This window comes from Delftia sp. WSY_10 (assembly GCF_043104705.1).
Lineage (GTDB): Bacteria > Pseudomonadota > Gammaproteobacteria > Burkholderiales > Burkholderiaceae_C > Comamonas > Comamonas tsuruhatensis.
The window spans coordinates 241,032-262,341 of the sequence record NZ_JBICKY010000057.1 but is presented as its reverse complement, the minus strand read 5'-3'; the positions used below and the strand labels follow the sequence as shown (position 1 = coordinate 262,341).

15 protein-coding genes are annotated in these 21,310 nt (G+C 63.3%); 9 read left to right on the top strand and 6 right to left on the bottom strand.

Annotation, left to right across the window (positions count from 1 at the left end; all coding sequences use genetic code 11):
- The first annotated feature begins 179 nt into the window (after positions 1–179).
- Positions 180–1,172 (top strand): tripartite tricarboxylate transporter substrate binding protein, encoded by a 993-nt coding sequence (locus ACF8ML_RS27005; protein WP_047325824.1) that lies wholly within the window; start codon positions 180–182, stop codon positions 1,170–1,172.
- Between the two features lie 256 nt (positions 1,173–1,428).
- Here the strand turns inward: ACF8ML_RS27005 and ACF8ML_RS27000 are convergent, their stop codons facing one another.
- The 3 genes from ACF8ML_RS27000 to ACF8ML_RS26990 form a co-directional block, all read right to left on the bottom strand.
- Positions 1,429–2,526 carry a DNA glycosylase AlkZ-like family protein gene (locus ACF8ML_RS27000; protein ID WP_392408447.1) on the bottom strand — a complete coding sequence of 366 codons (1,098 nt, stop codon included), beginning with the start codon at positions 2,524–2,526 and terminating at the stop codon, positions 1,429–1,431.
- Positions 2,527–2,603: 77 nt separating this feature from the next.
- Positions 2,604–3,500, bottom strand: a complete 897-nt coding sequence (locus tag ACF8ML_RS26995) for a DUF4349 domain-containing protein (RefSeq protein WP_392408446.1) — start codon at positions 3,498–3,500, stop codon at positions 2,604–2,606.
- Positions 3,501–3,587: 87 nt separating this feature from the next.
- A complete protein-coding gene (locus tag ACF8ML_RS26990) occupies positions 3,588–4,415 on the bottom strand; it encodes a hypothetical protein (protein ID WP_392408445.1) in 828 nt (275 codons plus the stop codon).
- Between the two features lie 357 nt (positions 4,416–4,772).
- On the opposite strand from ACF8ML_RS26990, the gene ACF8ML_RS26985 reads away from it, so the two are divergent.
- The 3 genes from ACF8ML_RS26985 to ACF8ML_RS26975 all read left to right on the top strand — a co-directional run bounded on the left by ACF8ML_RS26985 (position 4,773) and on the right by ACF8ML_RS26975 (position 8,228).
- Positions 4,773–6,017: a class I SAM-dependent methyltransferase gene (locus ACF8ML_RS26985; RefSeq protein WP_392408444.1), complete on the top strand. Its 1,245-nt coding sequence runs from the start codon at positions 4,773–4,775 to the stop codon at positions 6,015–6,017.
- A 473-nt stretch (positions 6,018–6,490) separates the two neighbouring features.
- Complete coding sequence (locus ACF8ML_RS26980) at positions 6,491–7,264, top strand: SDR family oxidoreductase (RefSeq protein ID WP_012204216.1); 774 nt, start codon at positions 6,491–6,493, stop codon at positions 7,262–7,264.
- Positions 7,265–7,295: 31 nt separating this feature from the next.
- Positions 7,296–8,228: a LysR substrate-binding domain-containing protein gene (locus tag ACF8ML_RS26975; protein WP_392408443.1), complete on the top strand. Its 933-nt coding sequence runs from the start codon at positions 7,296–7,298 to the stop codon at positions 8,226–8,228.
- Here the strand turns inward: ACF8ML_RS26975 and ACF8ML_RS26970 are convergent.
- Positions 8,182–9,306: a sterol desaturase family protein gene (locus ACF8ML_RS26970; RefSeq protein WP_392408442.1), complete on the bottom strand. Its 1,125-nt coding sequence runs from the start codon at positions 9,304–9,306 to the stop codon at positions 8,182–8,184. The two genes, ACF8ML_RS26975 and ACF8ML_RS26970, sit on opposite strands and share 47 nt — an antisense overlap.
- A gap of 374 nt (positions 9,307–9,680) precedes the next feature.
- Here ACF8ML_RS26970 and ACF8ML_RS26965 point away from each other — a divergent pair, with 374 nt between their 5' ends.
- From ACF8ML_RS26965 to ACF8ML_RS26955, 3 genes are read left to right on the top strand one after another with little or no spacing between them, the layout of a single operon-like run.
- Positions 9,681–12,005, top strand: coding sequence for an N-6 DNA methylase (locus ACF8ML_RS26965; RefSeq protein ID WP_392408441.1), 2,325 nt, complete (start codon positions 9,681–9,683; stop codon positions 12,003–12,005).
- A 56-nt stretch (positions 12,006–12,061) separates the two neighbouring features.
- Positions 12,062–13,333: a restriction endonuclease subunit S gene (locus ACF8ML_RS26960; protein WP_392408440.1), complete on the top strand. Its 1,272-nt coding sequence runs from the start codon at positions 12,062–12,064 to the stop codon at positions 13,331–13,333.
- Positions 13,334–13,369: 36 nt separating this feature from the next.
- Entirely contained in the window at positions 13,370–16,654 is a 3,285-nt protein-coding gene (locus ACF8ML_RS26955) for a type I restriction endonuclease subunit R (protein WP_392408439.1), read from the top strand.
- A 622-nt stretch (positions 16,655–17,276) separates the two neighbouring features.
- On the opposite strand, the gene ACF8ML_RS26950 is transcribed toward ACF8ML_RS26955, so the two are convergent.
- Positions 17,277–17,588, bottom strand: coding sequence for a helix-turn-helix domain-containing protein (locus ACF8ML_RS26950; protein WP_392408438.1), 312 nt, complete (start codon positions 17,586–17,588; stop codon positions 17,277–17,279).
- Between the two features lie 141 nt (positions 17,589–17,729).
- On the opposite strand from ACF8ML_RS26950, the gene ACF8ML_RS26945 reads away from it, so the two are divergent.
- On the top strand, positions 17,730–18,113 hold the full coding sequence (locus ACF8ML_RS26945; protein WP_392408437.1) for a hypothetical protein: 384 nt from the start codon (positions 17,730–17,732) through the stop codon (positions 18,111–18,113).
- A gap of 37 nt (positions 18,114–18,150) precedes the next feature.
- Here the strand turns inward: ACF8ML_RS26945 and ACF8ML_RS26940 are convergent, their stop codons facing one another.
- A complete protein-coding gene (locus tag ACF8ML_RS26940; protein ID WP_012204227.1) occupies positions 18,151–18,501 on the bottom strand; it encodes a helix-turn-helix transcriptional regulator in 351 nt (116 codons plus the stop codon).
- 345 nt (positions 18,502–18,846) lie between these two features.
- Here ACF8ML_RS26940 and fusA point away from each other — a divergent pair, with 345 nt between their 5' ends.
- The gene (fusA, locus tag ACF8ML_RS26935) at positions 18,847–20,949 is read left to right on the top strand and encodes an elongation factor G (RefSeq protein WP_392408436.1); all 2,103 of its coding nucleotides are present in this window, start codon (positions 18,847–18,849) and stop codon (positions 20,947–20,949) included.
- Positions 20,950–21,310: the final 361 nt, after the last annotated feature.

Here is a 21,310-nt window from a genome sequence, read left to right as displayed (position 1 = left end):
GCTACGCCGCTTCCCCCTCTCGCTTCGCGGGGGGGACGGCATCCTCGGTGCAGGGCGGCCCTTCCTCGGTGCCCCCACTTCCAGGGCGTGCCTGTTTCCCGGTCAGTGGGTAGTGCGCTGCACCGTGAAAGCACGACTTCCAAAGACGACAGAACCCAAGATCGCAACGAGAGACAACCATGCATGCATATCCATCACCCGCATCTCGAAGATGCCTGCTTTCGGCCTTCTGCGCGGCAGCGCTGGCGGCCGCAGCCGGCGCCCCGGCGCTGGCCCAGGGCACGGACGCGTTTCCCGAGCGGGAACTGACCCTGATCATCAACTACGGCGCAGGCGGCAATACCGACGTGGCCTCGCGCGCCATCGGCAATGCCATGGAGGGCCTGCTCAAGAAGCCCGTGGTGCCCAACAACCGCGCGGGAGCGCAGGGCACGCTGGGCGTCTCGTCGCTGGCCCGGCAAAAGCCCGACGGCTATACGCTGGGCGTGGTGACGTTTTCGACCATCGCCATCACGCCCCACCTCATGAAGGTGGACTACAAGGTCGATGACTTCGACTTCATCGCAGGCGTGGCCCGCTACCGCTATGGCGTGGCTGTGCGCGCGGACTCGCCCTATAAAACCATGGCCGACCTGGTGGCCGCGTCCCGCCAGGGCAAGGGCATCTTCTTTGGCGCGCCGTCCGCGCCCAACAACCTGGCCATGTACGAGCTGGGGCGCAAGACCGGCGGCAAGTTCGAGGAGATCAACTACAAGTCCGGCGCGGAGACCGTGGCCGGCCTGATCGGCGGGCAGGTCGATGTCATCGTGCAGAACCCCTCGGACATCGTCCAGCACGTCAAGGCCGGAAAAATGCGCCTGCTGGCCAGCGCCAGCCCCATGCGCTGGAAGGAGTTGCCCGAGGTGCCCACGCTCAGGGAGCAGGGCTACGACGTGGAGATCGACTCCTGGATCGGCCTGGCCTACCCCAAGGGCGTGCCCCCGGCCCTGCGCGACAGGCTGGAGCGCGTTGCCATGGCAGCCGCCGAGGGGCCCCAGGTGGCGCGCATCTTCGAGTCGGCCGGCGTGGACCCGGCGCCGCTCACCGGCGCCGAATACCGCAGGAAGCTGGTCCAGGGCCATGAGTCCATGGGCGCGGCCATCAAGGCGGCGAATCTGCCGCGCATGAACTGAGGGTGGTCCGGCTGCCTGCCGGCCTTGATGCACGGGTGCTGCTGCAGCATGTGCCGAAAGACCATGAAAGGCAGCTCGTCGGCGGGGGAGCGCTCGCGCCCGCTCCCTGCGTTCGCTGTATCGGTCCACCAGGTAGCCTGTGCAGTCAAGCCGGTGCAGTCCGGTGCAGTCCGGTGCAGTCTCGCGCGTCAGCTGGGTGAACTTGACCAGTTCCCCCAATCACGTACACCGCGCGCAGGGGGCGAGTGCCTGCATCTCAGCGCGGCGCCAGGAACAGCTCCATGCGCTGCAGCTCCTCATCCAGCGCGCTGCGAAAGGCGGCATCGCCGGGCGCCGCGCCGGCCACATAGCCGAATGACGGCTCCAGCCGGCCGTCGCGCGCCTGCAGGTTGGCCCAGCCGATCACATGGCCGCGCCAGAGCATGGGCAGGGCGTAGTAGCCGAGCTGACGCTGAGCTGGTGGCGTATAGGCTTCGAACTTGTAGGTCCAGCCCCAGAGCAGCGTGAAGCGGCGCCGGTCCCAGACCACGGGATCGAAGGGCGCGAGCAGGCGCAGCCGCTCGTCGAAGGCATGGCGGCGCGAGCGCGGGTTCTCGTCGGCGGGCCAGTACCAAGTGGTTCCGTCGATGCGGCAGCTGGCCAGTTGCTCGCGCGCCAGCCGCAGCGCCGCCTGGGTCTGTTGCGCCAGGTGGGGCGCGCCATAGCCCAGCAGGCGCACCAGGTAGGTGAGGCTGGGGGCTGGCAGCGGTGCGTATTTGCGCACCACCAGGTCGATCAGCGCGGCGGCGCGCCGGGCGCTGGCGTCGGGGCTGTCGTCGGCCGGCGGATGGGCGATGGCCTCGTAGACGCGCGTGCCGCTGTCACGGCGCTTGACGCGCAGCAGGCCGCGGTAGTGCATGCCGTCGAGCAACTGCGTGCTGGCGCTGCCCGAGCCGCCCCAGTAGTTCTTCACGCTTCCGTGCGAGAAGTGCTGCTCCACCTCGCGCGGATGCGCGGCGCCGCGCTCGCGCACAAACGCCAGCACCTCGGCGGCCTTGCGCTGCGTCTCGGCATCCCAGGCCTTGCGGGCCTGGCGCGGGTGCATCAGCGCCAGGTGCTCACTGGGCAGAAAGCCGTAGTTGACCAGGCAGTCCTCGTCGATCGCCAGGCGCGCGTAGCGGCGTTCCAGGTCGCCGGCGCGGTAGTCCTTGACGCGGTGGCGCAGCGTCAGGTCCTGTGCCCGGGCGGGCGCGCGGATCGGGTCTGCCTGCACAAAACCCAGGCGCTGTATGGCTGCAGGCAGGGTGGTCGGCGTGAACAGGGTGCGCGCCACGGCATGGCGGCGCAGGTCGTCAAGGCTCGGTTCGGTGGGCATGGATTGATTGGAGCACGGCAGGGCCGCCGGGTGGGCCGGTCTCCGTGCTGCCGTACTTCCTGATCCTGCCGTGCCGCTCAGGCCTTCCTGGCACGCCTGCGCCGCCACAGCGCGCGCAGCACCCAGCCCAGCGGCAGCACCACCAGCACCAGCCAAGGCAGCACGGCCGCCACGAAGGTGATCAGGGCGGCCATGCTCTCGCCCAGCACATGGCCGGCATCGCGCAGCGCGCGGCCTATGGGGCTGTAGCTGGTGCCGCCCTGCACCAGGGCGCGGGTGGGCGTGAACTGGATCTGTATGTGCTGCTTGCTGGTCTGCTGCTCCAGCACCTTGCGCTGGGCGGCCATGGCGTCCAGCTCGGCCTGCGTGTCTGATAGCGTGCGCTGTATCTCCAGCAGGTTGGACATGGTGCGCTTGGTCGTGGTGTCGCGCAGCATCAGGCGCAGGCTGTCGCGGAATTCGGTACGGTTCCTGATGCGCGCCTCCACGTCGATCACCTCGGCCGTCTTGTCCTCGCTGATGGTGTTCTGCGACACGATGGTGGCCACGCCGGCCAGCGTGCCCAGCAGCCGCTGCACATCGGCCGGCGCCACGCGCATCTCCAGCATGGCGTTGCCGGGCTGCTGGGGCGTCTCGCGCAGAAGGGATGCCGACAGCAGCTCGCAGCGCAGCGTGGCACACAGGTCGCGCACCTGGCCCCAGGCATCGGCCAGCTGCGCCTGCGGCACTTCCACGTTCAGCTCCTGGCGCACGGCCAGGAAACGCTGGGCCATCTCGTCCTGCGCCGATGTCTCTGGTGCGGCTGCTGCCGCATCCTCGGCCTGCGCGGTGGCGGCGCGGCCTTGCTTCATGCCGGCGCCGCCCGCCATGGGCGCGGGGGCGGGCGCAGATTCCATGGCTGCTGTGTCATGCCGCTGGTTGCAGCCCGCAAGGGTCAGCGTGGCAGCCAGTGCCAGCACTGCCGGCAATGCCATGCGGGAGGGCAGAGTGGAAGGCCGGGGATGCGTCATGAGTTTCCTCTTGAAAACAGGCAAGAACAGGGCGCTGCCAGGGCTCAGGGCTCAGGGCCTGCCGCCGGGGCCGAACATGGTGTCCACCTCGGACTGCAGCTCGAAGATGTCGGACACCGTGTAGAGCCAGTCGCCCTTTTGCAGATGGCCCGGGTCCGGCGGCGTCTCCACGCAGGCCTTGACCAGGGTGAACTGGCCGGCCGGGTCGGGCAGGAACTTCAGGCCCGATATGGAAAACCGCGCCACCCGCCCCACGCCATCGTTGTAGCGCCGGCCCCGGGCGCGCACGTCGGCCAGCTCCGCCATCTGCGGCAGGTGGTCGAACACCGCGTCGTAGAACTCGACGATGGGGCTCTGGTTGGTCCGGGCGCAGCCGTGCACGTACAGCGCGTGGAAGCGCCCGTCCAGCTCCATGGCCACCACGTCGGCCGCGCGGTAGAAGGTCAGGCTGTCGGGCAGGCCCGGCGAGCGTTTGGGCGGTGCGGGCGGCGTGTCCAGGAAGTCCTGGCGGATCTGCGCCGACTTGCGAAAGAAATCATCGCTGAGCGCCACCTCGGCATTGAGCACATCGATGGCCGTGCGCGCAGCCGCGTTCAGGCCCGCGTCGGCCAGGCCGTTCCTGTGCAGCACGATCGCCAGGGCCAGCGCCGTCTTGTGCCGGTACAGCGCCGTTGCCTTGGCGTCACCGGCCTGCAGCACGCAGCTCCAGCGCCGCAGCAGGGGCGGCAGGGCATGGCCACCGTAGTTGGCCGCGATGGCGGCATCGTGCCGGCCCAGCGCAAACGTGCGCGCCATCACGCGCGCCACGTCTTCCTCCAGGGTCTGCACCAGGGTATCGGCTGCCAGCTTGGACAGCGCCTGGGTATGGGTCATGGCCATGGCGTCACTGGCTCCAGTTCGATGGCAGGTTCCGGAAATCCGGCAGGCCATAGCCGCCGGTACTGCGTTGTTCGTTGCGGTGCTCGATGCAGTGTTCGATGCTCAGGTCATGGGCTTGCATGGGTCTGTCGCAGGCGCCTTCGCGCCGGGGCCGTTGGAACGCCGGTCAGTGTGCCCCAAGCCGGGCCGCTGGCGGGGTGTGGGCGCCATCGGGTCTGTATCGATCCGCTACCGGCGCGGGCTGCCGTGCTGACGTCTTGCCGTCACATGAACCGGCAAGACTCGTCATTTGCTTTGCATGCGGTTCATGCGAGTCATGTCAAAAGGGGGGCGCCGCCAGCCCCGGGGAGATGCACGATGTTCTGGGACAAGAAGCTCAGGCGCTGGGCCGAGGCCGTGCGTGCGCGGGCCGATCTGCCGGCGCGGCTGGTGCTGTGGAATGGCGAGCAGTTCGACTTCGGCTGCTTCGAGCAGCCGCGCGTCACGCTCACGGTGCGCAGCGCCTCGGCCCTGCCGCTGCTGCTGGACCCCAGCCTGGACCACCTGGGCCAGGCCTATGTGAAGGGCCAGATCGACATCGACGGCCGGCTGCCCGACATCATCGACTTCGGCTATGCGCTGGCTCGCCGCATGTCCAAGACCCAGGGCGCGGGCAAGGGGCCGGGGCGGCTGGCGCTTGCGGCGCGCGCGGCAAGGCGCTTTCGGCACAGCCGCAGCACGGACCGCGAATCCATCCAGTACCACTACGACGTGTCCGATGACTTCTACCGGCTCTGGCTGGACGAGGGCATGGTCTATTCCTGCGCCTACTTCGAGAACGGCGACGAGGACCTGGCCACCGCCCAGCGCAAGAAGCTGGACCACATCCTCACCAAGATCCGCCTGCAGCCGGGCCAGCGGCTGCTGGACATCGGCTGCGGCTGGGGCGCCCTGGTGCTGCGCGCGGCCCAGCACTTTGGCGCGCATTGCGTGGGCGTGACCCTGTCGCGCAACCAGTTCGAAGCGGCCACCGAGCGCGTGCGCGCCGCAGGACTGGCCGACCGCATCGAGATCCGCCTGCAGGACTACCGCGACGTGCAGGGGCGCTTTGACCGCATCACCAGCGTCGGCATGTTCGAGCATGTGGGCCGCCGCAACCTGCCCATGTACTTTGCGCACATGCGCGAGCTGCTGGCCGACGACGGCCTGGCGCTGAACCACGGCATCACCTCCACCGATGCCGACGTGGGCGCCACGGCGTTGGGCGGCGGTGCGTTCATCGACCGCTATGTGTTTCCTGATGGCGAGCTGCCCCACCTGAGCCTGGCGCTGGAGGCCATGCAGCGTGGGGGGCTGGAGGTGCTGGATGTGGAGGGGTTGCGGCGGCATTACGTGCGCACGTTGCAGTTGTGGCTGGAGCGGTTTGAGGCTTGTGTGCCGGAGATTCGGGCGTTGGTGGAGGAGGAGAGGTTTCGGATTTGGAGGGTGTATCTGGCGGGGTGTGCTTATGCGTTTGAGCATGATGATGTGTCTATTTTTCAGGTTGTTTGTCGAAGGGCTGGGCAGGGGGCTGCTTCGTTGGCTTGGTCGCGGAGGTATATGTACGAGCGGGAGCTGTCCTGATGTCTTGGGGCGCGGGCGGTGTGTAGCTTGTTCTTGACCCTGCCGGGGGGTGTTTTTTCGAGGCCGGGTCTCGGCCCGGCGGCCGACTGCCCTTTCTTGATTCGCCAAGAAAGGTCAGGCCAAAGAAGGCGACCCGAATGCCCGCGACCCTTCGCTTCGCTGCGGGCAACCTGCGTCGTGGCGCTTGCGGGGTTTGCCGCAGAACTCTCTGCGCGCTTCGCGCTCCGCTCAGACAACTGCGGCAAGTCAGATCACGAAGCAAGCCTGTCCTTCGGCAGGCTTGCAACCCCGCAAGCGCCACGACGCAGGCGCGGGCATACGGGAGGGGGAGCGGAGCGGGCTGCCGGGGGCAGGGGTCGCTGGCGCGGCTGATTGTTCTGGTTTTCTGGATGATCCATCCCGGCTGCGCCGGTTTATCGCGGGGGGCGGGCTGCCTAAGCTGGGTGCTTCATCCAAGCACAAGGAGCGTTTCCATGGCAGACCATTCCATTCGCGGCAAGGTGGCGCTGATTGCAGGCGGCGCCAAGAATCTGGGCGGGCTGATTGCCCGTGATCTGGCGGGGCACGGCGCGCGGGCCGTGGTGGTGCACTACAACAGCGAGTCTTCCCGGGCCGAGGCAGAGACCACGGTGGCCGCAGTGCGTGCGCTGGGCGCAGAGGCCGTGGCGCTGCAGGGTGACCTGACGCGTGCTGGCGCTGTCGAGCGGCTTTTTGCAGAGGCCGTGGACGCCGTGGGCCGGCCGGACATTGCCATCAACACCGTGGGCAAGGTGCTCAAGAAGCCGCTGATGGAGATCAGCGAGGCGGAGTACGACGAGATGGCGGCCGTCAACGGCAAGTCGGCGTTTTTCTTCCTCAAGGAGGCGGGGCGCCATGTCAACGACCACGGCAAGATCGTGACCCTGGTGACCTCGCTGCTGGGCGCGTTCACGCCGTTCTATTCCTCCTACGCGGGCACCAAGGCGCCGGTGGAGCATTTCACGCGGGCGGCGGCCAAGGAGTTCGGGGCGCGGGGCATTTCGGTCACGGCCGTGGGGCCTGGGCCCATGGACACGCCGTTCTTCTACGGCCAGGAAGGCGCGGACGCCGTGGCCTATCACAAGAGCGCGGCGGCGCTGTCGCCGTTCTCGCCTTCGGGGCTGACGCATATCGAGGACGTGGTGCCCTTCATCCGCCACCTGGTCAGCGACGGCTGGTGGATCACCGGGCAGACCATCCTGATCAACGGCGGCTACACCACCAAGTAGGCCGGTCCCGGCCGGGACTATGCTGCACGCCATGGACCGACTCGACCGATACCGGATCTTCATGCAGGTGGCCGAGATGGGCAGCTTCATCAAGGCCGCCCATGCGCTGGACCTGCCGCGCGCCACGGTGTCTGCCGCCGTGCAGCAGCTGGAGGAGCAGGTGGGCGCAAGACTCCTGCACCGCACCACGCGCCAGGTCAGCCTGACGGCCGATGGTGCCCAGTTGCTGGAGCGTGTGCGCCCGCTGCTGTCAGAGGCCGAGGACGTGGAGCAGATGTTCCAGGCCCGCACGCGCCAGGCCACGGGCCGGCTGCATGTGGACGTGCCCAGCCGCATCGCGCGCCGCCTGCTGGCGCCCGCGCTGCCGGGGCTCATGCGCCGCCACCCGGGGCTGCAGCTGGTGCTGGGCTCGTCAGACCGCGCCATCGACCTGGTGCAGGAAGGCGTGGACTGCGCCGTGCGCGTGGGCACCTTGCATGACAGCAGCCTGGTCGTGCGCCCGCTGGGCTGCATTGCCCTCATCAACTGCGCCAGCCCCGCCTACCTGCGCGAGCACGGCCTGCCCGAGCAGCCGCAGGACCTGCTGCACGGCCACTGGAGCGTGGGCTATGCCTCGCCGCGCACGGGGCGGGAACTGCCCTGGGAATGGAGTGGGGCGAGCAATGTGGATGGGGTGGATGGAGTGGATGGGCTGCAGACCCTGGCCGTGCCCAGCCGCGTGGTGACCAACAATGCAGAAAGCTACATCGCCTGCTGCCGCGCCGGCCTGGGGCTGATCCAGATCCCGCGCTATGACGTGCAGCACCTGCTGGACACGGGCGAACTGGTGGAAGTGCTGCCCGCCCACCGCGCAGCGCCCATGCCCGTGGCGCTGCTGTACCCGCACCGCCGCCAGCGCTCGCGCCGGCTGGCGGTTTTCATCGACTGGTTCGAGGCGCTGATGCGGCCGAACCTGGAGCCGTAGGCGCAACCCCGGCCGCCCCAGTCACCGCAGCCGCCCCGGCCGCAGGATGGGGCTGGGCCCCATCGTCGTCATGAATGGGCCGGTAGCCGGGCCCGAAGGACACATCGCCCAGCCGCCAGCCCTCGCGCCGGCGAAACGCTCCCCAGAAGCGCTTCAGCGTATGCCACTGCATGGCCACCAGCCCGCGCTCGTTGTCGGCATCCACCTCGGGGTCGCTCACGCCCGTGGGGCGCACGGGCTCATCGGTGTAGAGAGCCGTGCCAAACAGCATGTCCCACCAGGGCAGCACCTGCCCAAAATTGCAGTTGTGGCGCGTGGGCCGCTCGGGGTCGCGCAGCATATGGTGGTGGCGGTGGAACAGCGGGCCCACCAGCACGCGCTCACCCACGCGGCCCAGCCAGCCCAGGCGCAGCCGCACATTGGCGTGCGAGAAGTTCTGCACCAGCTCGCTCAGCAGCCCCAGCAGCGCAAACTCCGAAGGCTCCACCCCCATCGCCAGCCCCACCGTGGCCAGGATGAAGGACTGCAGCATGCCGTCCAGGTAATGGCTGCGGTCATTGCTCCAGCAGCTCATCTGGCGCTGGCTGTGGTGCATGCTGTGCATGGCCCACCACCAGGGAATCACATGCTGGGCGCGGTGCATCCAGTAATACACCAGATCGTAGACCACGCAGTACACCAGGAACAGCGCCACCGGATGGTCCGCAAACCATGGCACCCAGTGCTTGAGCCCCGTGGCCTCATCGGCCGCAGGCCCGCCGCCCAGCATGCTGGCAAACGGCATCAGCACCAGAAAACTGAACAGCGGAAACAGCCCCAGCAGCATCAGCAGCGTGTAGTTGCGGTCTACCGTGGTCAGCCGCCGGTCGCTCCAGCGCTCGGCCGGAAACAGGCTCTCCAGCGGCCGCATCACCCCCGCGATCAGGAACAACTGCAGCCCGGCAATCAGCACCGCCTCGGCAATCTCACGCGGATCGCCGGCCGCCTGGGCGATGTCCAGCCAGTGGACGGTGGGGGTTACGGCGTGGGTGGCGAGCCAGGTGATGGCTGCCTGCCACAGCTCGGTCAGTGAAGTCATGTCTTGTGCCTGCAAGAAGGGCCGGGGGAGGGCTGGGGGTTGCGGGCGGGATTATGGGGTGGGGGTGTGGAGGGAGTGTGTGGGAGCGCAGAGGAGGCTGCAATCGACCTGGTGGTGCTGCTGATCTGCGACATGCGGCCGGCGGCTATCTGCCGCTGCGCACAGCCAGGTGCGATTCATACAGATCCCGCATTGGGTGGTCGGGTTCGGACGGCAATGCAGACTTCCTCCCACAGATTTTTGAGCCCGGTATCTGGCAACAGTTCGGGCTTTTTTTTGTTGGCCAGCGCCTGTGCATAGGTTCGGAAATCCCCCGAAGCCCGTGCAATACTCGCCCTCGTAGGGTTGAAACCCCAAGCCCTAGTTCGTAACACATGACCCAAGAAACCAACAACCTCGCCGCCGACCTGTGGGCGCTGGCCGACCTGCTGCGCGGCGATTTCAAGCAGAGCCAATATGGCCGCGTCATCCTGCCTTTTGCGCTGCTGCGCCGCCTGGAGTGCGTGCTGGAGGGCAGCAAGCCCGCTGTGCTGGCTGAAAGCACCAAGGTCGAGAAAATGGCCATTGCCGAAGAGGCCAAAGAAAAGCTGATCCTGCGCGCAGCCGGTGGCCTGAGCTTCTTCAACACCTCGCCCATGGACCTCAGCACCCTGGGCGAGTCGGGCATCAAGGCCAATCTGGAGCGCTACATCCAGTGCTTCTCCAAAGACGCCCGCGAGATTTTTGACCACTTCAAGTTCGCTGAATTCATTGGTTTGCTCAACGATGCCAACCTGCTCTACAAGGTCGTGCAAAAAGTCCGCACCATGGACCTGCACCCCAAGGTCGTTTCCAACCACGACATGGGTCTGGTGTTTGAAGAGCTGATCCGCAAGTTTGCCGAAAGCTCCAACGAGACGGCAGGCGAGCACTTCACCCCGCGTGACATCGTGCGCCTCACCACCTCGCTGGTATTCATGGAAGACGATGAAGCCCTCACCAAGCCCGGCATCATCCGCACCATTTACGACCCCACGGCGGGCACGGGCGGCTTTCTCTCGGCGGGCATGGAATATGTGCACGAGCTGAACCCCCAGGCCGTGATGCGCGCCTTTGGCCAGGAGCTCAACCCAGAGAGCTACGCCATCTGCAAGGCCGACATGCTCATCAAGGGGCAAGAGGTCGGCAACATCAAGCTCGGCAACACGCTGTCCAACGACCACCTCTACGCCAGCAAGTTTGACTACATGCTCTCCAACCCACCCTTTGGCGTGGACTGGAAAAAGATCGAAGGCGACATTACTGACGAACACACCCTCAAAGGCTTTGACGGCCGCTTTGGCCCCGGCCTGCCGCGTGTGTCAGATGGCTCACTGCTGTTTTTGCTGCATCTCATCAGCAAGCTGCGCGATGTGAAAGACGGCGGCTCACGCATCGGCATCATCCTCAATGGCTCGCCGCTGTTCACCGGCGGCGCAGGTACCGGCGAATCCGAAATCCGCCGCCATATTCTGGAAAGCGACCTGCTCGAAGCTATCGTCGCCCTGCCCACCGACATGTTCTACAACACCGGCATCGCCACCTATGTGTGGGTGCTGTCGAACAAAAAGCCTGCCGAGCGCAAAGGCAAGGTGCAGCTCATCAATGGCGTCAACCTCTGCGGCAAGATGCGCAAATCGCTGGGCAGCAAACGCAATGTGATGGACGAGTCTGATATTGCCACCATCACCCGCTGTTTTGGCAATTTTGAGGTGGTCGATGCCCAAGCGCTGGACAAGCCCGCAGAGCCCAAAAGCAACCGTGGTCGCCAAGCCGCTAACCCCAAGCCCGAAGCCGTCAAAACCTTCGCCAGCAAAATTTTCGCTGCGCACGAGTTTGGTTACCGCCGTATCACCATCGAACGGCCGCTGCGCCTGTCCTGGCAGTTCAGCGATGAACGCATCGCCAGCCTGCGTTTTGAGTCTGGTGCACTGAATGCAGCCATGCAGTGGGTCTACGCCGAGTACGGCCAGCCATACTGGCAAGACGCTGCCGATTGCGACCTCTACGGCCAGCTGGACGACTACACCGACGAAATACGCGCCCACCTCAAGCGCCACTTTGCCGACCTTAAGGAAAAGCAGATCAAAGACCTGCTCGACGCCCGTACTTGGCTGGCGCAAAAGGCTGTGCTGCTCAAAGCACGCGCCTTGCAAGCCGAGATTGGCAGCGCCCAGTTTGATGACTTTAATAGCTATGACGAAACCATCAAGGCCGCCAGCAAAAAGGCAGGCATCACGCTGGATGCCAAAGAGAAAAAGCAGATGGCCGATGCCGTGAGCTGGAAGAACCCCGCCGCTGAAAAGGTGGTCAAGAAGGCTCACAAAGGCAAGGCCAATCCTCTTTATGGCCTGTTCGCTGTGAACCAGGAAGTCATCGAATACCAGGCCGATGGCGAGCTGCGCGATTTTGAAAACGTGGCTCTAGACCCCAGCCGCACGGTGAGCGCCAGCGTAGAGACCTACTTCATCGCCGAAGTGCAGCCCCATGTGCCCGATGCGTGGATAGACGCCAGCAAGCGTGACGCCAGGGATGGCGAGATTGGTATCGTTGGTTTTGAGATCCCCTTCAACCGCCACTTCTACCAGTACCAGCCGCCACGGCCATTGGAGGAAATTGATGCCGATCTGGATGCCGTGAGCGCCGAGATCATGGCGCTGCTGCGTGAGGTGCATTCGTGAGTCGGTATAAGGCTTATCCGGCGTATCAGGATTCGGAGGTGGAGTGGCTGGGGGACATGCCTTCTCATTGGGCGTGCATCTCCGTTGGGCGGCTGTATCGGCGCACAAAGAGAACCAATTTCCCTGAGAAGGAGCTTCTATCGGTCTACAGGGATCATGGTGTTGTTCCGACTTCGAGCAGAGACGATAACAACAACAAGCCCTCTGAGGATATGGCTGCTTATCAGCTAGTCGAGCCAGACAATTTGGTCATGAACAAAATGAAGGCGTGGCAGGGATCAATAGCGATTTCGGAATATGAGGGAATCGTCAGTCCTGCGTATTTTGTTTATGAACCGAATGCCAAGATGTTCGATCTGGCAATTCCAAAATACATTCACTATCTTTTGCGTCACCCAATCTATGTCGCCCAATACCTGCGTCAGTCGAAGGGCATTCGAGTGAATCAGTGGGACTTGGACCCCGATGAGTTCAAGAAAATTGAGCTACTGCTTCCGGCTAAAGAGGAGCAGAAAAAGATCATTAACTTCCTCGACCATGAAACGGCGAAGATTGATACTCTGATCGAAAAGCAGCAGCGGCTGATTGAGTTGCTCAAAGAAAAGCGCCAAGCCGTCATCAGCCACGCCGTCACCAAAGGCCTCAACCCCAACGCCCGAATGAAAGACTCCGGCGTGGAGTGGCTAGGTGAAGTGCCCGCGCATTGGGATGTACTTGCAATCAAGCACATTGTTTCAACTCCCATAACGGACGGACCGCACGAAACGCCCGAATTCTTGGATGTCGGTATTCCCTTTGTGTCAGCAGAAGCGGTTTCTTCGGGGAGAATTGATTTTGAAAAAATACGCGCACACATTTCCGATGCAGACCATAAACGTTTTTCGAAGAAGTACTCGCCCAAAAAACTCGACATTTACATGGTCAAGTCTGGCGCAACAACAGGTGTAACTGCAATCGTCGAAACTGACGATGTATTCAACATTTGGTCACCACTCGCTGCCATTAGATGCAATGAGTTGAACTATCCGTATTTTGTTTTGAACTATATGCGTTCGAGAAATTTTGCTGATGCAATAGCAATCAGCTGGAGCTTCGGAACACAGCAGAATATTGGAATGAAGGTTATCGAAAATCTATCAATAACCAGGCCTCCGTTATCGGAGGCAATAGAAATCGCTAATTTTTTGCAAGATCAAGACGCTAAGTTCGACAAAATCATTCTGCAAGCTCAGGCTCAAATCGAGCTCATGCAAGAACGCCGCACCGCTTTAATCTCCGCCGCCGTCACCGGCAAGATCGACGTACGCGATTGGCAAGCCGCCGCCTGACAGCCTTCACCCACACCGCCGCATCTCCACCCGATCATGAGCGACCAAGCCACTGAACGCATCTTTCAAGACGACATCATTCGCCAGTTGCTGGCCAATGGCTGGTTGCTGGGCTCGCCGGACAAGTACAACCGCGAATTGGCCTTGTACCCCGAGGATGCGCTGGGCTTTGTGCAGGAAACGCAAAGCGCGCAGTGGCAAAGGTTTTGCGCCAACCATCCCAAGGATGCGGAGCAGAAATTTTTGCAACTGATTGCCGCGCAGCTAGGCAAGGCCGACCCCAATGCTACGCACAAAGACAGCCGCACTTTTGGCACGCTGGGCGTGCTACGCCACGAGCTGCGCGACCGCAATGCGCGTTTGTCACTGTGCCAGTTCAAGCCCGAACACGACCTGAACCCCGACACGCTGGCCCGCTACGCCAAAAACCGCCTGCGCGTGGTGCCGGAGCTGGTGTACAGCCCGTGGTGTACCGATGCCTGTTTAGCGGAGACAGGCGCCAAGGCCAAGGCTTGGCGCATTGACCTGGTGCTGTTTGTGAATGGTGTGCCAGTGGCCACGCTGGAGCTGAAGAGTGAGTTCAAGCAGGCGGTGGACCGGGCAGTGCGGCAGTACAAAACCACACGCCTGCCGGTGGACCCGGTGGCCAAGAAGCCGGAGCCGCTGCTGACCTTTAAGCGCGGCGCGCTGGTGCACTTTGCGGTGAGCCAGTACGAGGTGCACATGGCCACGCGGTTGGAGGGCGAGGAAACGTACTTTTTGCCCTTTAACAAAGGCACGTCAGACGGCGGCGCGGGCAACGATGTGCCAGACGACATCCACCGTTATGCCACCGATTACCTGTGGAACGAGGTGCTGCTGCCGGACAACCTGCTCAACATCCTGGCCCGCTTTGTGCACTTGCAAATTGAGGACAAGGAAGACTGGGAAGGCCGCAAGTACAAGAAGGAAAGCCTGATCTTCCCCCGCTACCACCAGTGGGACGTGGTTGGCAAGCTGCTGGCGGCGGCGCACAGCGAGGGGCCGGGGCAGAAATACCTGATTCAGCACAGCGCTGGCTCGGGCAAGTCCAACTCCATCGCCTGGGTGGCGCATCAGCTTTCGTCGCTGTACAAGGCCGACGGCAAAAAGCAGTTTGACTCGGTGATTGTGGTGACCGACCGCACGGTGCTTGACGCGCAGTTGCAAGACACGATCTACCAGTTTGAGCACACCGATGGCGTGGTGGGGCGTATCAACAACAAAGAGGGCGATGGTTCCAAGTCCGAGAAGCTGGCCGCTGCCCTGGAGTCTGCCCAGCCCATCATCATCGTCACCATCCAGACCTTTCCGTTTGTATTGAAGGCGATTGAAAACAGCGTGAGCCTGAAGGAGCGCTGCTACGCCATCATTGCGGACGAGGCGCATTCGTCGCAGAGCGGCTCGACGGCGCGGCAGCTCAAAGAGGTGCTGATGAAGGAAGCCGGTGAAGCGGGAGATGAGGCTGCCGAACTGGATAGCGACGACATCATTGCCGCCACGGTGGCGTCGCGCCCCGCATCGGGCAACCTGAGCTACTTTGCTTTTACCGCCACGCCCAAGGCCAAGACGCTGGAGCTGTTTGGCCGCGTGCCGCGCCTGGACGAGGTGCCTTCCGCCACCAACAAGCCAGCGGCGTTCCACGTGTACAGCATGCGCCAAGCGATTGAGGAGGGCTTCATCCTCGACGTGCTGAAGAACTACACCAACTACAAGGTGGCTTACAAGCTGGCCCTGAAGGTGCAGGACGCCGATGCAGAGGTGGAAAGCAAGCGCGCCAAGGTGAAGCTGAACCAATGGGTGCGCCTGCATGACCACAACATTGCCCAGAAGGTGATGGTGATCGTGGAGCACTTCAAAGACCACGTGATGGGCTTGCTGGGCGGGCAGGCCAAGGCCATGGTGGTGACCAGCTCGCGCAAGGAGGCGGTGCGCTACAAGCAGTGTTTCGATAAGTACATAACGGAGAAGGGCTACCAGAAAATTCACGCCATGGTGGCGTTTTCGGGTGAGGTGGAGTTCACCGCCAAAGACCCGGCTGCGGCGGGCCAGATCGGCGAGAAGTTCACCGAGACGAATATGAACCCGAACCTCAAGGGCCGCGACATGCGCAAGGCTTTCGATTCGGACGACTACCAGGTGATGATCGTCGCCAACAAGTTCCAGACCGGGTTTGACCAGCCCAAGCTGTGCGCCATGTATGTGGACAAGAAGCTGGTCGGGGTGGAGTGCGTGCAGACGCTGTCGCGCCTGAACCGCACCTACCCCAACAAGGCCGAGACGGGCACCTATGTGTTGGACTTCTTCAATGAGTCGGATGAGATTCTGGAGGCGTTTCAGCCGTACTACCAGACGGCGGAGCTGCTGGATGTGTCGGACCCGAACCTGATCTTTGCGCTGCAGGACAAGCTGCGGGCAGGGGGCATTTTTACGTGGCAGGAGGTGGAGCAGTTCTGCGCGGCGTTTTATGTGAAGAACAAGAGCAACGCGGCCATTGCCAACATTTGCAAGCCGGCGGTGCAACGCTGGCAGCTGCGCTACAAATCAGCGGTGGAGGCGTTCAAGATTGCCAAGGACATGTTTGAGCGCACCCAGAAGACGGGCGATGCCGTGCTGATTGCCAACGCCGAGAAAAGCCTGAAGGACTGCCAGAAGGAAAAGGATGCGCTCGAAATCTTCAAGAAAGACCTGGGCACCTTTGTGCGGTTTTACGAGTTCATGTCGCAGATCGTGGATTACGACGATACCGACTTGGAAAAGCTGAGCCTGTACGCGCGCAGCCTGCGGCCCATGCTGCGCGAAACCTTGCTGGACGAAGACGATATTGACCTGGGCAACGTGGTGCTCAGCCACTACCGCGTGGCCAAGATACGCCAGCAGGATCTGGTACTCAAAGAAAACAGCGCGGACTACAAGCTGGTGCCCGGCGAAGGCCTGGGCACGGCTAAGCCGCAGGACAAGAAGGAAGAGTTCCTGTCGCAGATCATCGACCGCCTGAACGAGGTGTTTGTGACCGACCAGCTCACCGACAAGGACATGGTGAACTACGCCTATACGATCCGCGACAAGGTGGGCGAGAACATTAAGGTGATGAAGCAGATCGAGAACAACTCGCCCGAACAGGCCATGCTAGGCGACTTCTCCAAGGCGATAGACGATGCCATCATGGACAGCAGTGAAGCCCATCAGAACCAGATGATGCAGTTGCTGGCCGATCCAGGCAAAGCGGCCAACTTTGCGCGGGTTGTGTTTGATCTGCTGGTGCAGGGTAATCCCCCCAATTTCCACCGTTACGAGAAGTAGAGCGGTTACGCGTGCAGGTCCAATCGCTGATTTTGGGTAGTGCCGCCCAAGGTTATGTGGGGGCGGTCGTGATGTGTTTTCACATTGATCTAGCACGCCCGCTGCATAGCAACGACATTCGTCACGCTGCCATCAGCCATACCTTGCTGTAGCGCCAAGCGGGTGGCCGCCTAGAGCCACTCAATAGATCGAGCCCCCACCTCGGCTGGAAACGCAGAGAAATGCCCACATCCTCCGAGCTTTTCATCAGGACCAAGCAAAGTGCCGAGTACCGTGACTCGCTTCCCGTGCCATCGCTGAAGCTGCACATCGTTGAACTGAAGGTCGCCTGGACCGGCGCTCAGCCACACACTTGACGGTTCGCGTGGGCCCCCATCTTTCGCTACGCGGCGTTCCGACAGTGGGAAGTGGTCGAGAGCCGTCCCCTCGAACTCGAATCGCAAGATGCCCACCAAGGAGATGTCTTTGCCGACCAAGGTCTCCAGTTGATCAAGCGCAGCATTTACGGAAAGCACATTTTTCATACGAGTTGGAAGCCGGGTTTGAGGTCTGGTGGTCACTTGTTGGACTCCGGCATCAACGCTGCATTGATGAGTGGAAGTGACTTCTAGCTTCGGGCAAATCACTGAATTTCTGATTTCGCAGGCTCGGCCTCCGCCCCTAACTCTTCCTCAGCCCTCCCCATTACCTCAGCCGCACCGCACCCCAGCCCCCGCGCAATCTTGAACACGATGACCAGCGTGGGCATGTGCTCCCCACGCTCCACCTTGCCCATGTGAGAACGCTCGATATCGGCGAGGTTGGCCAGTGATTCCTGGGAGATGCCGCGCTCGTTGCGAAGGGAGCGCACCGCCGCGCCGAAAGCCCGGGCAATGTCTGCATCAAATGAAGTGGCGCCGACTGGACGGCCGCGTTTGACAGGACGCTTTTGCATGGGCAAGAGCGTCAGTTTTTGATGCAATTTAAACCACGTTATATTTAACTCTTTTGTTGATCTTGGGCTGCTGCTCCCTTGCATCCGGCACAGCTCGGTACGAGGCCGAGACGCAGGCTTCAATCATCAGAGGAGGCTTCGATGGATCAAGACATCCGCACCGTTCCCCTACCCAAACTCGACGACCTGGCCATCGACGCCGTCCTGCACCTGGGCGCTGCCCTCGAAGTGCTGGAGCTGCACGCCAGCCACAAGGTCACAGCCATCAACTGCGTGTGCCGCGACCTGCTGCGCATCTACTACGCCAAGGCCGATCAGGCGCAGTCGCTGGAGCCGCAGGACAAGGAGCTGCTGGGCCTGCTGCACGACACGGCGGTGGACCTGGGCTATGCCGTCGAGGTGGTGGACCATCTGAATGGCGACGAGGCCGACGACCCCATCCTCTATGCCGTGAGCTATCTGCTCAAGGCGGCCAAGCGGTTTGCGGATGAGGGCGTTGCTGCGGCGCTTGCCGGGAAGGGGTAGGGCGCAGGGCTGCCGCCTGCGTTGCAGGGGCCGGGCTTCAGGGGCAGGGTTTGAGGTGCGCTGCCGTGGCCTGCTCGGTCAGCGGGTCTTCGGCCAGGGCCTGCAGCAGCGCGTCCAGCAGGCCGGGAAAGCGCGCATCCAGGTCTTCGCGGCGCAGGGAGAGCAGGTTTTCCCGGCCGTCGGGGCGCTGCCAGATCACGCCGCTGTCGCGCAGCACGCGCCAGTGGTGGGTCATGGTGGATTTGGACTGGCCCTGCAAGAGCGAGCCGCAGGCGCGCTCATGGCCTGCGGCCAGCGCGCGCACCACGGCCAGGCGCAGGGGGTTGCCCAGGGCGTTGAGCAGGTTTTCCAGGCGTATCTGTTCGCGGTCGGGGTGGTTGGCAAGCATGAATCGTCCTCAGGACTTACGCAAACAGGTTGCAGCAACGCGCTGCGTCCTGTGGAAGAACGCTGGTGGCGTTCCTTCTTGCGCAAGTCGCAATCCTGTCGATGGGGCGCCACTGTGCCATGGAAGCAATGCCGCACGTCGCTGATGCGGCGTGGCGCGGGCAGTTATCTGGCAGACAGGGGCATGGCGTGGTGAAAACATGGATCGCTCTGCAAGAAGTTGCGGAAGATAGTACGATTGTCTTCGTACATTCCAATTGTCATCAACCCTCATTCAACCCCCGCGAGAATCCGAGCCCACGGCAGATCCACGCATCAACGCTTATCAGCACCCAGGAGTCCTTTCATGGCCCGCCATACCCCCATAGAACGCTATCGCAACATTGGTATCTCCGCGCACATCGATGCCGGCAAGACCACCACGACCGAGCGCATCCTGTTCTACACCGGGGTGAGCCACAAGCTGGGCGAGGTGCACGAGGGCGCCGCCATCATGGACTGGATGGAGCAGGAGCAGGAGCGCGGCATCACCATCACCTCGGCGGCCACCACCTGCTTCTGGAAGGGCATGGACGGCCGCTTTGACCAGCACCGCATCAACATCATCGACACCCCGGGCCACGTGGACTTCACCATCGAGGTGGAGCGTTCCATGCGCGTGCTCGACGGCGCCGTCATGGTCTATGACGCCGTGGGCGGCGTGCAGCCGCAGTCCGAGACGGTCTGGCGCCAGGCCAACAAGTACAAGGTGCCGCGCCTGGCCTTCGTCAACAAGATGGACCGCACGGGCGCGGATTTTCTGCGCGTGCGGCAGATGATGATCGACCGCCTCAAGGCCAACCCCGTGCCCATCGTGCTGCCCATTGGCGCAGAGCAGCAGTTCACCGGCGTGGTGGACCTGCTCAAGATGAAGGCCATCATCTGGGACGAAGCCACGCAGGGCATGAAGTTCGAGTACCAGGACATTCCCGCAGCCATGGTGGCAGACGCCAAGAAGTGGCGCGAGTCCATGGTGGAGGCGGCTGCCGAGGCCAGCGAAGACCTGATGAACCGCTACCTGGAAGAGGGCGACCTGCCCGAGGCCGACATCCTGCGCGGCCTGCGCCTGCGCACCATTGCGGGCGAGATCCAGCCCATGCTGTGCGGCTCGGCCTTCAAGAACAAGGGTGTGCAGCGCCTGCTGGACGCCGTGGTCGAGCTCATGCCTTCCCCGCTGGAAGTGCCGCCCGTGGAGGGCCATGCCGAAGACGGCTCCATCATCGTGCGCCACGCCGATGACAGCGAGAAGTTCTCTGCCCTGGCCTTCAAGCTGATGACCGACCCCTTCGTGGGCCAGCTCACCTTTGTGCGCGTCTACTCGGGCGTGCTCAACAAGGGCGACAGCGTGCTCAACTCCGTCAAGGACAAGAAGGAGCGCATCGGCCGCATCGTGCAGATGCATGCCAACGAACGCCTGGAGGTCGATGAAATCCACGCAGGCGACATTGCCGCCTGCGTGGGCCTGAAGGACGTGACCACGGGCGAGACCCTGTGCGACCCGTCCGCGCCCATCGTGCTGGAGAAGATGGTCTTCCCCGAGCCCGTGATCGCCCAGGCCGTGGAGCCCAAGTCCAAGGCCGACCAGGAAAAGATGGGCATTGCCCTGTCGCGCCTGGCGGCCGAAGATCCGTCGTTCCGCGTGCGCACCGATGAGGAATCGGGCCAGACCATCATTGCCGGCATGGGCGAGCTGCACCTGGAAATCATCGTGGACCGCATGAAGCGCGAGTTCAACGTGGAAGCCAACGTGGGCAAGCCCCAAGTGGCCTACCGCGAGACCATCCGCAAGAAAGTCACCGATGTGGACGGCAAGTTCGTGCGCCAGTCCGGCGGCAAGGGCCAGTACGGCCACGTGGTCTTCACCGTGGAGCCGCAGGAACCCGGCAAGGGCTTCGAGTTTGTGGACGCCATCAAGGGCGGCGTGGTGCCGCGCGAGTACATCCCTGCGGTGGAAAAAGGCGTGGTCGAGGCCCTGACCAGCGGCGTGCTGGCCGGCTACCCCGTGGTGGACGTGAAGGTCACGCTGACCTTCGGCTCGTACCACGACGTGGACTCCAACGAAATGGCCTTCAAGATGGCGGCCATCTTCGGCTTCAAGGAAGCTGCCAAGAAGGCCAGCCCCGTCATCCTGGAGCCCATGATGGCCGTGGAAGTCGAGACGCCCGAAGACTACGCCGGCACCGTCATGGGCGACCTGTCCTCGCGTCGCGGCATGGTGCAGGGCATGGACGACATGGCCGGCGGCGGCAAGTCCATCAAGGCCGAAGTACCCCTGTCCGAAATGTTCGGCTACGCCACCTCCCTGCGCTCGCAAACGCAAGGCCGTGCCACCTACTCCATGGAGTTCAAGCACTACGCCGAAGCACCGCGCAACGTGGCCGAGGCGGTGATCAACGCACGGGTCAAGTAAAAGAGCTCCGCGCCACAGGCCAGGCCGTGAGGCCATGGCCGTGGCCCTCACCCCTCCCGTATGCCCACGCCTGCGTCGGGCCGCCTGCGGGGTTGCAGTCCTGCCGAAGGACAGGACTGCCTCGTCATCTGACTCGCCGTGATGTTTGAGTGAAGCGCGCAGCGCGCAACGAGTTTCACGGCGAACCCCGCAGGCGGCCCGGCGCAGGTTGCCCGCAGCGAAGCGAAGGGACGTGGACATTCGGGTCGCCTTCTTTGATCTGACCTTTCTTGGCGAATCAAGAAAGGGCAGTCGGCCGCCGGGCCGAGACCCGGCCCCGAAAAGCAACCACCCGGCAGGGGCAAAAAGCGCACCGCACCCA

Excerpts from the sequence above, each read along its gene's own strand:
- ACF8ML_RS27005 (WP_047325824.1), top strand. The coding sequence starts at position 180 with ATGCATGCATATCCATCACCCGCATCTCGAAGATGCCTGCTTTCGGCC.
- ACF8ML_RS27000 (WP_392408447.1), bottom strand. The coding sequence starts at position 2,526 with ATGCCCACCGAACCGAGCCTTGACGACCTGCGCCGCCATGCCGTGGCG.
- ACF8ML_RS26995 (WP_392408446.1), bottom strand. The coding sequence starts at position 3,500 with ATGGCATTGCCGGCAGTGCTGGCACTGGCTGCCACGCTGACCCTTGCG.
- ACF8ML_RS26990 (WP_392408445.1), bottom strand. The coding sequence starts at position 4,415 with ATGGCCATGACCCATACCCAGGCGCTGTCCAAGCTGGCAGCCGATACC.
- ACF8ML_RS26985 (WP_392408444.1), top strand. The coding sequence starts at position 4,773 with ATGTTCTGGGACAAGAAGCTCAGGCGCTGGGCCGAGGCCGTGCGTGCG.
- ACF8ML_RS26980 (WP_012204216.1), top strand. The coding sequence starts at position 6,491 with ATGGCAGACCATTCCATTCGCGGCAAGGTGGCGCTGATTGCAGGCGGC.
- ACF8ML_RS26975 (WP_392408443.1), top strand. The coding sequence starts at position 7,296 with ATGGACCGACTCGACCGATACCGGATCTTCATGCAGGTGGCCGAGATG.
- ACF8ML_RS26970 (WP_392408442.1), bottom strand. The coding sequence starts at position 9,306 with ATGACTTCACTGACCGAGCTGTGGCAGGCAGCCATCACCTGGCTCGCC.
- ACF8ML_RS26965 (WP_392408441.1), top strand. The coding sequence starts at position 9,681 with ATGACCCAAGAAACCAACAACCTCGCCGCCGACCTGTGGGCGCTGGCC.
- ACF8ML_RS26960 (WP_392408440.1), top strand. The coding sequence starts at position 12,062 with ATGCCTTCTCATTGGGCGTGCATCTCCGTTGGGCGGCTGTATCGGCGC.
- ACF8ML_RS26955 (WP_392408439.1), top strand. The coding sequence starts at position 13,370 with ATGAGCGACCAAGCCACTGAACGCATCTTTCAAGACGACATCATTCGC.
- ACF8ML_RS26950 (WP_392408438.1), bottom strand. The coding sequence starts at position 17,588 with ATGCAAAAGCGTCCTGTCAAACGCGGCCGTCCAGTCGGCGCCACTTCA.
- ACF8ML_RS26945 (WP_392408437.1), top strand. The coding sequence starts at position 17,730 with ATGGATCAAGACATCCGCACCGTTCCCCTACCCAAACTCGACGACCTG.
- ACF8ML_RS26940 (WP_012204227.1), bottom strand. The coding sequence starts at position 18,501 with ATGCTTGCCAACCACCCCGACCGCGAACAGATACGCCTGGAAAACCTG.
- fusA (WP_392408436.1), top strand. The coding sequence starts at position 18,847 with ATGGCCCGCCATACCCCCATAGAACGCTATCGCAACATTGGTATCTCC.